Genomic DNA, 13,646 nt, shown 5'->3' with positions numbered 1-13,646 from the left:
TGGACAATGGGCTACTGAGCCACTCTAGGGGATGAAATCGCTAGAAGATAGCTGGGAAGTTGCCTGTGGATAATTACACCGTTGTGGTTCGTAAAACCCGCCTGTGAGCCACTTCATCCACAGGCTGGAAACCACGGTTGGGCACAGCTGTGGATAGCCCCGCGGCAGGCTCCCGGTTTGACTGTGGGTGCCTTTTTGCCCTAACGTTGTGAAGTCCTTTGTGTCCGCTTTTGAGATCAGTTGTAACTCCGTACGTTCACCGTGCGGGAGGCAACGGCGGCAGGCACATACAAAACTTAGCGTCGGCCAGTTCTTCCCCTTTTTTGATCGGGTGGGCGCACCTTTGATCCACTGGAGTAACTAACGTGAGCAAGCGGACTTTTCAGCCGAATAACCGCCGTCGGGCCAAGAAGCACGGCTTCCGCCTTCGTATGCGCACCCGTGCCGGCCGCGCCATCCTGGCTGCCCGTCGCGGCAAGGGCCGCGTCGAACTGTCGGCGTAAATAACTGACTTGTCGGTCAGGGTCTTTTTGCGGGTTCGACGGTGCTAGCCACCCCTAACCGTCTGCGGACGTCTACCGACTTTTCAACAACTGTACGTTCCGGCGTCCGCAATGGACGCCGGAACTTAGTGTTATATACGGCCTCTATCGGGGCCGGGGAGCCGAGTCGAATCGGTTTCATTGTCTCCAAAGCCGTCGGGAACGCCGTGACCAGGAACCTCGTTAAGAGGAGACTGAGAGAAGCAGGCGCACTGTCCTTGCACACGCACGGAACGGGTCTGGCGGTAGTAGTCCGGGCGCTGCCCGCAGCTGCAACAGCCAGCTGGGAGCAGCTGCTCTCGGACTACAACGCCGCACTGGCAGTGACGACGAAGCGATTGGGTGGCTCAGCTCCACGCAACGCTTCGACCGAACACAACGGCACCACTACGGAAGGGACACCGCGTGCATGACATAAGCACCGCCGTCGTTCCTTCCTCAAGCGACCCCTCCGGGAAGGTTCCGCATCGGAGTCTTCCGGCGGTGGTAGGCACGTTCCTCTGGGAGCTGCCCCGCAACATTCTCATTCTCCTGCTGAAGGCGTACCGTAAGGTCGTCTCGCCCCTGTACGGCCAGGTTTGCCGTTTCTTTCCCTCCTGCTCGGCCTACGCCTTGGAAGCAGTGACGGTGCATGGCGCCGTGAAGGGTAGCTGGCTCGCAGCCAAAAGGCTCGCCAAATGTCACCCTTGGAACGCCGGCGGAGTGGACCACGTCCCCGCCGGCCATCGTCATTGGCCTGAAGGCCGGACGCCCACAATTGTTGTACTGAACAATCCGGACCAGTTCCTGGCTGCTCAGGCTGATGAAGAAGGCCGCTCGGCGGCCTAACGAATAGGGATATCGTATGGACTTCTTTGAAACAATCATGTTTCCGTTCAAGTGGCTGGTGTCAATCATCATGGTTGGCTTCCACGAGGGACTGAGCTTCATTGGCCTGCCCGCCGCGAACGGCTGGACGTGGACTCTGTCCATCATTGGCCTCGTGTTGGTGATCCGTGCCGCCCTGATTCCTGTCTTCGTCAAGCAGATCAAAGCGCAGCGCGGCATGCAGCTGCTGCAGCCGGACCTGAAGAAGCTGCAGACCAAGTACAAGGGCAAGACCGATCAGCTGTCCCGCCAGGCCATGGCGCAGGAACAGATGGCGCTGTACAAGAAGCACGGCACCAATCCGTTCTCGGCGTGTTTGCCCATGCTGATCCAGATGCCGTTCTTCTTCGCGCTGTTCCAGGTGCTGTCCGGTATTTCGACGAATGCCAAGCAGGGCCAGGGCGTTGGCGCCATGAGCCACGAACAGGTAGTCCAGTTCGATTCGTCCAGCATCTTTGGTGCTCCGCTGTCCGCTTCGTTGCTTCACGGCGACCCCAGTGGCGGCAACAGTGCTGTGGCCGTCTGGGTTCTGAGCATCGTCATGATCATTGCCATGACGGCCTCGCAGTTCATCACCCAGAAGCAGATCATGGCCAAGAACATGTCCGAAGAGGCCATGGCCAGCCCGTTCATGCGACAGCAGAAGATGATGCTCTACATCCTGCCGCTCGTGTTCGGTATTGGTGGCATCAACTTCCCCATCGGTGTCCTCATCTACTGGACCACCACCAACCTCTGGACCATGGGCCAGCAGTTCTTCGTTATCCGCCGTATGCCTACGCCGGGATCCCCCGCAGCCAAGGCGCTTGAAGAGCGCCGCGCCGCAAAGGGCCTGCCGCCGCTGCTGGGTGGAAAGAAAAACGCCGCTGCGGACGCTGCCGCTGAAGCCGAAGCTGCTGCTGCAGCAGCCGCCGAAATCAGGGCCCAGCGCGTCCAGCCACAACGTAAGAACAGGAAGAAGAAGTAATGTCTGCCGAGAGCACTGAAGAAGTTATCACCGCTGTGACTGAAGACCAGGAAGATTCCCAGGGAGAGACGCAGTCCAAGACGGCCAGCCGCTTGGAGGAGGAAGGCGACATTGCCGCCGACTACCTCGAAGAGCTCCTGGACATCGCTGACATCGACGGCGACATCGACATTGAGGTCCGTAACGGACGCACATACATCTCCATCGGTGCGGATGAAGAATCAGCAGCGTTGGACAGCCTCGTAGGCCGCGACGGAGAAGTCCTGGAAGCCTTGCAGGAACTGGCCCGTCTCTCGGTCCTTTCCGCCACCGAAAGCCGTTCACGCCTGGTCCTGGACATCAACGGCTACCGCAAGGAGCGCGCCGGCGTGCTTCAGCAGATCGCCGAGGACGCCGTGGCCAAGGTCAAGGCTGATGGCGGAACAGTTGCCCTTGAGCCGATGAGTGCTTACGAGCGCAAGATCGTCCACGACGCCGTTGCTGATCTCGGATACGTCTCCGAGTCCGAGGGCGAAGGCGCTGGCCGCCACATCGTCGTTTCTGCCGACTAGCAGCTCATGGTTGAAATCACCGCAGCTGAACTGGAAGCGGCAGAGAAGATTTTTGGGGAGCGCTTGGATCTTGCCAAGCGCTATGTGGAGCACCTGGCTACCTCGGGAACTGAGCGCGGGCTTATTGGCCCGCGTGAGATTCCGCGTTTGTGGAGCCGCCACGTCCTGAACTGCGCAGTTATTGAGTCCGCCATCGCCATGGACAGCCATGTTGCCGATGTCGGATCCGGTGCCGGGCTTCCGGGCCTTTGCCTTGCAATTGCCCGCCCGGACCTTGAACTGACCCTGATTGAGCCGTTGGAACGTCGTGTCATCTGGCTCCAAGAAGTGGTGGATGACCTCGGCCTGGACAACGTCACCATCATGAGGACGCGGGCTGAACTCGCAGTCGGAATGGTGGATGCGGATGTTGTGACCGCCCGGGCCGTTTCTGCCCTCTCCAACCTGGCTGGTCTCACCATTCCTCTCCTGAACGGCCATGGTGAAGTGGTGGCTATCAAGGGACGCAGCGCGGCCGAAGAGATTGAAAAGGCAAAGAAAGTCATCCGCAAACTTGGTGGCGTGGAAACGTCAGTTGTGGTTTGCGGACAGGAGCTTTTGGAGGAACCCACCACCGTGGTGAGGATCATCGTCAACAAGCCCGGAAAGACGGCGTAGGTCCCGCTCGGTATCCCGCGTGTCGGCGGCTGAGCGGTTAGGCTAGAGAACGGCAGCAAGCGCCGAATGAGAGTGAGAGTGTGACCAGTGGGCAGTAGTGAAACCTCCACGCAGCGAATTCCCCCGTTTATGTCTTTGGGGTCCGCGCGGGCCATGGCTACACCCTCTGCATCCCTTCAATCTGCAATAGTTCGTACTGATTCGGTTGATAATGCCGTTTCACGTGAAACCGTCTCAGATGGAGTGCGTAACGTCATGGATTCCATCGATGATTCCAGCCCCATCGCCCGTCAGTTGGCTAACGAAACTCGTCGGCGCGAACGATTGATCGGCAGGGAACTGCCCAAGCCGGACAAGACCCGCATCTTCACCGTATCCAACCAAAAGGGCGGCGTAGGTAAGACCACCACCACGGTGAATATCGCTGCGGCCTTGGCATCTGCCGGTCTCAACGTGTTGGTCATAGACATCGACCCCCAAGGCAATGCCTCCACGGCGTTGGGCATTGAGCACCACGCTGACGTAGACAGCATTTACGATGTGCTGATCAACGATCTTCCGCTCAAGGAAGTTGTGGCTCCGTGCCCTGACATTCCCAACCTCATCTGCGCGCCTGCAACCATTCACCTCGCCGGTGCCGAGATTGAGCTTGTTTCTCTTGTCGCCCGCGAACAGCGGCTCCGCCGTGCCATAGACGTCTACGCCAAGGAGCGTGAGAAGAACGGTGAAGGGCGCCTGGACTTCATCTTCATCGACTGCCCACCCAGCCTTGGGCTGCTCACAGTCAACGCGTTCTGCGCCGCCAGCGAGGTCCTCATTCCCATTCAATGCGAGTACTACGCACTTGAAGGCCTGAGCCAATTGCTCAAGAACATCGAGATGATTCAGAAGCACCTCAATGCCGATCTGGTGGTCTCCACCATTCTTCTGACCATGTACGATGGCCGCACAAACCTGGCCGCGCAGGTTGCCTCCGAGGTGCGCCAGCACTTCCCCGAGCAGGTTCTGGGTGCGGTGGTTCCGCGATCGGTACGAATCTCTGAAGCTCCCAGCTATCAGCAGACAGTCATGACGTACGATCCGTCTTCCAGCGGCGCGCTTTCCTACATGGAAGCCGCAGCCGAAATAGCTGAACGCTAGAATTCTTGAAACACAGCAACAGCTTGGGCCGATCCGTGCTCGGCTATTCCATTGGAGGGATGAATCAATGAGCGAAAAGCGAAGGGGCCTCGGCAGGGGTCTTGGGGCTCTCATTCCTAGCTCGGCCGCGGCCCAGGGAAACGGTGCCGCACCATCCCGTCCCGTGGATCTGTTCTTCCCCGAAGCGCGGAAGACAGCGGAGCCGACAGTTGAGACCTCTCTCGAAGATTCGGGCGCTGCAGATTCCAAGCCAGCTGCTGCAAAGACGTCTACATCATTAGGCGGTGCAGCAGAGGGCGCTGCAGCCGCGAAGTCCCGGAGCAAGACCTCGGCTGCCAGGTCCTCCAACGCCGGGACATCCACACCACCGAAATCTGCTTCCAAGCCGGCCGCTTCGCGTGCTGCTGCCGGTAAGGATTCTGCCGACTCGAAAGGGTCGACGGCGGCTGCCGCGCCTGCGTCTTCCCACTCGGCTCCAGACGTCGAGTTGGTGGAGGTCCCCGGAGCCCGGTTTGCCGAGATCCCCGTCGGCGACATCCATCCGAACCGCAAACAACCTCGTTCGGTCTTCGATGAAGACGACATGGCTGAGCTTGTGCACTCTGTACGCGAAATCGGCGTGCTCCAGCCAATTGTTGTGCGTACTTCAACCGAAAAGGGTGGAGAACCGTACGAGTTGGTCATGGGTGAGCGTCGTTGGCGTGCAGTCCAGGCCGCGGGACTCGAAACAATCCCTGCGATTGTTCGTGATACCACCGACGATGACCTTCTTCGCGATGCTCTTCTGGAAAACCTTCACCGTAGCCAGCTGAATCCCTTGGAAGAAGCAGCGGCCTATCAGCAGCTCTTGGAGGACTTCGGAACCACGCACGAGCAGTTGGCTGACCGAATTGGTCGCTCCCGTCCGCAGGTTTCCAACACTCTGCGACTGCTCAAGCTCCCGCCTTTGGTTCAGCGGCGCGTTGCCGCCGGAGTTCTGTCCGCTGGGCACGCACGTGCTCTGCTCGCACTCCCGGACGCTGCGGCGATGGAACGTATGGCCCAGAAGATCGTGGCGGAGGGCATGTCAGTCCGAGCTACCGAGGAATCAGTTGCTCTGTACCAAGATCCCACCACGCCCGCTAAGAGCAGCATCCCCAAGCCCAACGCTCGGCACGAACGCCTGGATTACCTGGCCTCGTCACTCTCGGACCGTTTGGATACGAACGTGAAGATCACCTTGGGTGCGCGTAAAGGTCGCGTGAGTATTGAGTTCGCCAGCGTTGAGGATCTCAACCGCATCATGGATGTCTTAGGCCCTGGCGCAGAAGACTAGAAGCAGATACCGACGGATGGGGCTCACACTTGGTGTGGGCCCCATTTGTTTTGTTGCTTAGCCCGCATTCAGTGCTTAGTTTTGGCCGTTTTGACGTTCTATGCTGCCTGCCTGTCATGTTTCACGTGAAACGGGCTCTATCTGGCTGATATCTGCCGGAAGGGGTGGGTGTGTAAGAGGCTCACCTGCCCTTACATGTTGATAGGGCCGTTGGCTTTGAGGCAGGACTTGTCCGACTAGAATCTGTTGGCTGCGTGCGTCCAGGTGAGAGTGTCTGCCCACCGGGACTGTCGCCGGAAGGAACCGCTGCCAACACTAGCGGAGGTTGATGCTCTTGGCTTTTACCCTGTGCACGTTCCCCCTAATCCTAGTTGTTGCGTTGGAAGTCCGATCGGGTGCCATTCGGGCGCACGGTGGGCCCTCAGGTGCTGATTCACTATTGGGTGCACATCTCTTGCTTCACTGGATTACGCACCCTCTGGATGGTCAGCGGGGATTGATGCCAGGGACTAACGTCGGGGGATGGCTCCGAAACCCTCCCCCGCAATGGCGGCGTTTCTTGCATATCGGATATGTCCCGGGGCGTGTTTCACGTGAAACACGCCACAGTAGGACCTCGTGCCGCGATCGGTTCGTTTGAGATCTATCGGTTCAGATGAGAATACAGCAGACGTGACAAGTGGGCCTTTGGAGGCTTCTGGTGTTTAGCGCCGTCTACGCACGGTGTCTTGGATTCTTGGACCTGATGCCTTCAGTCTACTGGCACTTGGATGTCTCCATTCGCGCTCATAGGCACGCGAGGGACTGCCTCGGTGCGTTCGAATTCGAGGAATATGGGCATTTTTCCCCTAGGTTAGAGGTGGGTGTGCGCGAGTGTTCAAGATTTCACGGTAAATCGGCGCATTCTCCGTGGCGAACAGGCGCTGAACCTGGGAATGTGTAGTGTCAACGGCCTGTAGCGGGCCGTATCCGCCCCGTGAGGTGAGTTGAGCCGCTGCTAAGCCTGCTGAGAGCATCAGGATGAAATGCTGGCACGTACGGTAGGCGGAGTGGTCCTAGCGGGCTAGACGGGTCATAACGGCCCTCGTAAAGCCCGGCCGTCCCGCGGTTCGCTTGCCGTTTCTGTTTCACGTGAAACAGTACGCCCGGAGCACTGCTCGTCGGTGATACCGCTTTTGCTAACTCCTATTGCTCAATGGGTCCTGAGTGTCGGGGCGTTGCAGGGGGCAGTTGGGCCTATGCATGTATCCGGTGGTGCTACGCCATGGAGATAAGGGGGGCCCCGGCAGTTTCACGTGAAACATTGCTGAATCGTGGGCCGGAAAACGGAACCTACCGAGTGTCCAGATGGGGAATGAAACCTCTTGTGTCGGAAGACAGATACTCTCAAACGCATTGATGTCGTGCACTGCGAGGTTCTGACTTATTGGTGACCTCGCAGGAGGGCAGGGCTACTCCAGTAATCGCCGCTGGATCAGACCCACTCAGCGTGCGAGGCGACTCATGATTGGGCACCATGGAGCAGACACTAAAGTCTTCATCCCGTGCTTTACCAAGGAGGCTTGGTTCAATGCCGGAGTGCTTAGGCTGCCACAGATGTTCCAGGGCACGAACCGCCCGGAAATCCCGCGATTGACCGATCACCATCTGGATTGCCCTTGAGCCGATGGGCGATGCCTCGGATAGTCGGCATGGGCCCTGTCACTGACTACTGCTTGCTGGGCGGCAGCTGTTTGGGCGTCTCGAATAGATACGCATGGATGGCCGGAATGTACGGCTCCCTGAGCTACTACGCAGGCTTCTAGCCTTCGCTCCCCCTAGGGCCAGGCTGCCAAGGTGTCCTGCTAAACCCTTCTAGTCCTCGCCGAGGTAAGACAATATCGTCGGATGCGTCAGCGAATGCATCCGAAGTTCTCGTCGTGCCGGTGCCTGTGAGGACTCACGACGAACCGGTGGTTCGTATTGTGCTGCAACTGAGACCACATCTTGTCATTCCATGGTCACGGTGGCCATCGAGCGTTGTGTCTAATCGTGTCCTGTACAGCGCGGCGGCATCAGGACTTCGCTAATGCGGTCCATCTATGGCCTCTGTGAGTTGCTGGGGGTAGGGACAGAGGTAGTCGATGCATCATCGAGGGTTAACGAATGTTGCATGTATCTCGAACATGATTCTCCGTTGCTCCTGAGCTCCGCGCTGCGGTGCCTTCCACATCGGGCTAACGCGGGCCATGACGGCATTTCATGAAGTCATGAATGTCCCTTGTCGAGGGCGCTGGGCCACAGTGATGACACCCTGGGCGTCCTCAAGTTGCCACGCTAGTTGAGCGACTGCGACGAACTAAAACCGGTACGCTCACTCCGACGGCTGGTCCTCTGCAGAGATGAGGTGGTGCAGTCCATCTCTCAGCGTGTGGTCGCTTGGTCCGGAAGTGCTATGCAGCGGTCGACCATAGGTGGGCGGCGGACCACGGCCGTGCTCAGAGCAGTTGTGCCGTTGTCAATTGGTCGGATGTTGCTAGGTCCCACATTGTGGCTATCAAACTCTCCATGACCTAGAACTCCCGTGGTCACTCTGTGAGGAGCCGTTTTCCTGACGTGTGTCTCGCCAAGTTCGCCGGTGGCATGTGGTTTCGGCGTGGCCGCTGTCCAGTGTTTCACGTGAAACAGAGCAACGGGGCACGCTGCCTCCCGTTTGACGGAGCTTCGCAGGCATCCATTTAAGCAGTGGTTAAACCGTGGATAAGGCGGTGGATATCCCTGTGGAAAACTCTGGGGATAAGTCTGTTGATCCGAAGCCTGCCCGATCTCATGGAATCAGTTCTGCCGACGTCCCAAGTCGGGTTAACGTGCCTCCAATGGAACCAGAGCCCGACATTGGCTGAAGCCAGGATGTCCACCCCCCACTGCCTACTGTGAGTATGCGCATATTGCCCAATTTTCATTGATTTGGCGGCAATTCAATGTGGCCAAGCCCTTGTTCCACAACAAGGATCGAGAACCATCCTGACTTCAGTGAAGTGAAAGTCTGCATGGGCTTCCGTCGCCGCCAAGGGAGGGTATGTGGGCAATCTCATGAGCAGTGGATAAGCCTGTGGATAACACTGTGCACAAGTCTGTGGATGGTGTCGGCGTAGGCCGACTCTTTGCTCTCTAGTCGCCCCTGATCACGGCAGTTTAGATCGGCACCATGTGGGAAAATTCGCAAGCGCGATTGTTGGTGCTTGATGAGGGTATGGATAGTCGGACAGAAGATTGGACTTCAGTGCGACGCACTAGGCCCCTATGATCGTCTTCATTGGCCGGACGCGTGCGCATCACACTCCCGGTGTACACAGTTGCTTCCACTATCAAGGGATATTCATCGGATGTATCAGGTCAGCGCCGCTGACATCCCCTTCACCTCCTACGTCGGCGCAGACGTTCTCCCCCTGCGCTTGGTACCCCGGTGGCGAGACAAGGACAAGACAAGCAGTCGTGGCTAGTGCGGGGGCGCATTGGAGGAACCGCCGGATGGGTCTGCGAACTGTAGCCACCGTCTCCCCAAGCGCTCCTTGCAGGATGGTGCCGCCGTCTTCTCCGACCTACGTCAACGGCGTCGTAGTTCGCATGCAGGGCACTCACGTACGACGACGGCCTCGTCGTTCCCATGCCGGCTTTTGTGCGGGGCATCTCGTTATGGCTGGCCGGACGTCGTGCGCCAAGAGCCTGGTGACGTACGCGCTGCAGTCATGGAGTGCCCCCAAGGATGGGGGAAGGAGCTGCAGTGAAGGGATGGTCTGGTTTGAGGCCTATGCCTCGGTTGGTGGGTCCTTTCATGAGCTCATCCTGTTTCACGTGAAACATGTTCATTCCGCTACTCCCCCTAGCCTGGGGACTTGGTCTTGGACCCATTGGGCGCACGATTGCCACTCGCCCCGTGAAAAGGCAGACATTGGAAGGAGGTCGCCCGCGCTCTGACTCGTCTCTTGTCGATCCACAGGCTTGGTCGCGTGGTTGAGCGCCCGTGCGTTCATGCGCCGGCTCGCCCGTGTTCCGGGTAGCGATGCGGCTGCATCCTTACGAACCGGCGGGCCCGAGCGTCTTCAGCGCGGGTTCCTGACGTGGTGACGGGCGCACCCCTACAGCTATCTCCTGGCGGGGCCTGTATCTTGGTTCACGCGCACGCGGCCGATCACTACGGCGTAGTCCTTCGCACAGCAGAGAAGCCACTGGCTGCCCTTCAATCAGGGCCACGCCGACTCTTCAAGGTCAGTTCTTCGTAGTCCGTCCGAGGGCGTTTAGGCCCGTGCAAGATTCAGGATGAGGTGTGGAAGCGTGTTTCACGTGAAACATGTGCCAGTCGGGCCGGTGATGATGCTCGGGCATCGCGTAAGTCATGTGGGAATCGGAACGTGGCGGTGGCGGCCTCGGATCCCGGATCCCGGACCCCTGGTTCGGACTATTCATGTGTGATTCGGTACTGCAATTGCGGACCCAAATCGCGTGAACGTCGTAGCTCAGGGCTGAGAGGGTCTGAATGCTGTTTCACGTGAAACGTAGGCCATGGAACCGGCGGACAAAGCGAACCTGTTGGGTGAGCTAGCCCGATAGAACTGCGCACTAGGGCGAATCGCGTGCGGAAGCACCAAGCCCTGGACGACGATGCGCGGATACCGACTCTGATTGTAACTAGCGAGACGGTATTCACCTTGTCTGCTTCTTTCGCCCTGGCAGGAGTGGTTTCACCGGTTGGCGACCGACACGGAGGTTACTGAAACCGTCTACAAGTAGATGAGTCCTCATGAGCGCAGACACCCTCTCAGGGCGAAAGGACTTGTGCTTGAGCGAGTTCAGCATGGGCACGCTGCTATTGCCCTGCACAGGAAGATTAGGGCGTTCTGCGGAGAACGAGAGCCCTCGGCTGCTGCATGGACCCGGGTCCTAGAAGCCCTTCCAGGACCCCAGAAGACCATAGCAAGAGGAAAATGGGTCTCATGAGGGGGAGGGTGTACCGGCCGGAACGATCGGAACCCGGTGGGCATCCTCTATCGAAACCCGCAGTTCTAGAACGGTAACAATATCTGATGCGAGTACCGAGTGATGGTTCCAGCATAAGAATTGGTTCTAGTCAGATTTCTATCGAGACCTACTACGAATTCTGGCAACCAGTTCCTGTTCCGGCGCACGTTCCCTAACACCCCCCTACGCTGGAGAGCGGGCAGTTTCCGGCCTGAATATGTAGCCTTTTCAGCATTGGAAGCATTGGAAGCATTGGAAGCACTGACTAGTGATGATTGCGAAGAACCGTCAAATAGTCAGCTGAGGGTCAACTGCCCCAGGTACTGAATCCGCAGTCGATATTTGGTGATTTTCCGCGCGCTTCAGATGCTTAATGCTGGTCCATCCACCTAAGTGACTGGGAAAGTGAATGCTAGGACTAGAGAGCAGTGTTTCACGTGAAACCGGCACCCACCACCTTCGAAGTCAAACACAAGCAATTGAAAGCAGGAAGAGGTTCTTTTTTGGACAAGGCGTCCGACCAGGCAAAGAACTACCTCCATCAGCACGGCCAAGGTCCTCCCCAACGTTAATAGGGAGTGGGATGGTTAGCTAGTCGGCGAGACGTGGAAGGACGCAGGGGCAGCAAGATATTCACTCCAACTGCGGTTACCTCAGCAGACTGCGGCTTCTGTTTGCAGCGTGAGGCCCGTAGCTTGCGGCGGGCAGCCATACAACTTACATCGCCAGCGTGCATCCCGATGTGAAAGCGGAGATGCAGCAACGCGGCCCTCGGTTTCGGAGGGCTCACGGCCCTCCCCCCCAAAGGAACCGGACGGGCGAGGAACTGGAAGGGACACCGGATGGGCAAGAAGTCAGTCCGGCACGGAACCGGACCGGGGAGCTAGCGCCACTTTAGCCAGTGGCCGGGACAACAAGCGGGGAGAGTTTGAAGGATAGCTTGACGAGCAACGAACAAATGCCCTCAGGGGTGCCCCGGTCTGGCAGAACGGGGAAGCGCCTGAAAGAACGATGATTTCTCCCTACCCCAGGTAGGGAGAACGGCACTGTAAGCTCAGGAGGAAGCCGGGGGGACGCTCAGGAAGAATACGGTACTAATGAGACCGAATCTGTTTGAAATCATTGAAGGAAACAAAAAGCCGGCGACTCCCGCTCCCTGAGGAGCAGCAACCGCCGGCTTTTCGATGTAACTTGGTCTGGAAAACTTAGGACAGGACGTCCGCGAATTCCTTCTCGAAGAACTGCTTCGGCTTGGCGCCGATGACGGTGCTCTTCACTTCTCCCCCGCTGAACAGGTACACGGCCGGGATGGACGTGATGCCGTACTCGGCGGCGATGGCGGGGTTGTCGTCGACGTTGAGCTTCACAACGTCAACCTTTTCGCTGTACTCGACGGAGATCTCGTCGAGGATGGGGCCGAGCTTGCGGCAGGGGCCGCACCACTCTGCCCAGAAGTCCACGATGACCGGCTTCTCGGAAGCCAGGACATCCGTACTGAAGCTTGCGTCAGTTACGTCTTTTGCGTTGCTCATAACTTTTCCCTTCGTATGGTTGCTTGGATGCAGCTTAGGAGTGCAGGTCTGCGAGGTAGTGCTCAACGTCAAGGGCAGCCACACAACCGGAACCCGAGGCCGTAATGGCCTGGCGGTACGTGGGATCAATGACGTCGCCCGCGGCGAAGACACCCTTGATGTTGGTCCGGGAGCTACGGCCTTCCACGGCAATGGTTCCTTCAGGGGTCAGATCAACCTTGCCCTTGATGAGGTCCGTGCGGGGGTCGTTGCCGATGGCCACGAACACGCCGGTGACAGCGAGTTCTGACTCGGTTCCGTCCACGAGGTTCTTCAGCTTGAGACCAGTCACCTTGTCCCCACCGAGAACATCTTCAACGGCCGTGTTCCAGACGAACTTGATCTTCTCGTGGGCCTGGGCACGGTCACCCATGATCTTGGAAGCCTTGAGGGTATCGCGACGGTGGACTACCGTGACGGACTTCGCAAACTTGGTGAGGAACAGTGCTTCCTCCATGGCGGAGTCGCCACCACCGATGACGGCAATGTCCTGATCCTTGAAGAAGAAACCGTCGCAGGTTGCACACCAGCTAACGCCGTGGCCTGAGAGGCGCTTCTCGTTGGCCAAGCCGAGCTCGCGGTAGGCCGAACCTGTGGACAGGATGATGGCCTTCGCCTGGAAGGTCTCCCCCGTTCCGATGGTCACGGTCTTGATGTCGCCGTCGAGGTCCAGCTCGGTAACGTCCTCAAACTGGATCTCGGTGCCGAAGCGGGCCGCCTGCTTCTCGAAGTTCTCCATGAGGTCCGGGCCCATGATGCCTTCCGGGAATCCCGGGTAGTTTTCCACGTCAGTGGTGTTCATCAGTTCGCCACCAGCAGTGACGGAACCGGCAATGAGCAGAGGCTTCATGTTGGCGCGGGCGGTGTAAACGGCGGCTGTATAGCCGGCAGGGCCTGAACCAACGATGATGACGTCACGCACCTGCGATGCGCTGTTTTCTGCAATGCTCACTTGGCGTGAACCTCTTCCTTAGTCGATGCTGCGGCTTTCGGGGCAGCCACCTGACTCAACCCCTGTTGCGTTCCAAATATTCCGTT

Annotated in this window: 10 protein-coding genes; 8 read left to right on the top strand and 2 right to left on the bottom strand. The window is 58.4% G+C overall.

Features of this window, described 5'->3' with window-relative positions; genetic code table 11:
• Positions 1 to 365: 365 nt before the first annotated feature.
• The 8 genes from rpmH to ARUE_RS21670 all read left to right on the top strand — a co-directional run bounded on the left by rpmH (position 366) and on the right by ARUE_RS21670 (position 6,039).
• Positions 366 to 503 (top strand): 50S ribosomal protein L34, encoded by a 138-nt coding sequence (rpmH, locus tag ARUE_RS21705; RefSeq protein WP_011776797.1) that lies wholly within the window; start codon positions 366 to 368, stop codon positions 501 to 503.
• Positions 504 to 544: 41 nt separating this feature from the next.
• Positions 545 to 955, top strand: a complete 411-nt coding sequence (gene rnpA / locus ARUE_RS21700) for a ribonuclease P protein component (protein ID WP_043470913.1) — start codon at positions 545 to 547, stop codon at positions 953 to 955.
• Complete coding sequence (yidD, locus tag ARUE_RS21695) at positions 885 to 1,370, top strand: membrane protein insertion efficiency factor YidD (RefSeq protein WP_011776796.1); 486 nt, start codon at positions 885 to 887, stop codon at positions 1,368 to 1,370. Before rnpA ends, yidD begins: the two co-directional genes overlap by 71 nt.
• A gap of 16 nt (positions 1,371 to 1,386) precedes the next feature.
• Positions 1,387 to 2,376 (top strand): membrane protein insertase YidC, encoded by a 990-nt coding sequence (yidC, locus tag ARUE_RS21690; protein WP_011776795.1) that lies wholly within the window; start codon positions 1,387 to 1,389, stop codon positions 2,374 to 2,376.
• The gene (locus ARUE_RS21685; protein ID WP_014923346.1) at positions 2,376 to 2,927 is read left to right on the top strand and encodes a Jag family protein; all 552 of its coding nucleotides are present in this window, start codon (positions 2,376 to 2,378) and stop codon (positions 2,925 to 2,927) included. The genes yidC and ARUE_RS21685 overlap by 1 nt, the downstream gene beginning before the upstream one ends.
• Before the next feature lie 6 nt (positions 2,928 to 2,933).
• The gene (gene rsmG, locus ARUE_RS21680; RefSeq protein WP_011776793.1) at positions 2,934 to 3,584 is read left to right on the top strand and encodes a 16S rRNA (guanine(527)-N(7))-methyltransferase RsmG; all 651 of its coding nucleotides are present in this window, start codon (positions 2,934 to 2,936) and stop codon (positions 3,582 to 3,584) included.
• A gap of 87 nt (positions 3,585 to 3,671) precedes the next feature.
• Positions 3,672 to 4,724, top strand: a complete 1,053-nt coding sequence (locus ARUE_RS21675; RefSeq protein WP_011776792.1) for a ParA family protein — start codon at positions 3,672 to 3,674, stop codon at positions 4,722 to 4,724.
• A gap of 67 nt (positions 4,725 to 4,791) precedes the next feature.
• A complete protein-coding gene (locus tag ARUE_RS21670; RefSeq protein ID WP_014923344.1) occupies positions 4,792 to 6,039 on the top strand; it encodes a ParB/RepB/Spo0J family partition protein in 1,248 nt (415 codons plus the stop codon).
• Between the two features lie 6,203 nt (positions 6,040 to 12,242).
• On the opposite strand, the gene trxA is transcribed toward ARUE_RS21670, so the two are convergent.
• On the bottom strand, positions 12,243 to 12,569 hold the full coding sequence (gene trxA, locus ARUE_RS21665; RefSeq protein WP_014923339.1) for a thioredoxin: 327 nt from the start codon (positions 12,567 to 12,569) through the stop codon (positions 12,243 to 12,245).
• A gap of 34 nt (positions 12,570 to 12,603) precedes the next feature.
• Positions 12,604 to 13,560 carry a thioredoxin-disulfide reductase gene (trxB, locus tag ARUE_RS21660; RefSeq protein ID WP_014923338.1) on the bottom strand — a complete coding sequence of 319 codons (957 nt, stop codon included), beginning with the start codon at positions 13,558 to 13,560 and terminating at the stop codon, positions 12,604 to 12,606.
• Positions 13,561 to 13,646 lie beyond the last annotated feature (86 nt).

It is taken from the genome of Arthrobacter sp. Rue61a, from assembly GCF_000294695.2.
Taxonomy (GTDB): Bacteria; Actinomycetota; Actinomycetes; order Actinomycetales; family Micrococcaceae; genus Arthrobacter; species Arthrobacter aurescens_A.
The sequence above is the reverse complement of the archived record's forward strand: the minus strand, read 5'-3'. Positions and strand labels throughout refer to the sequence as shown.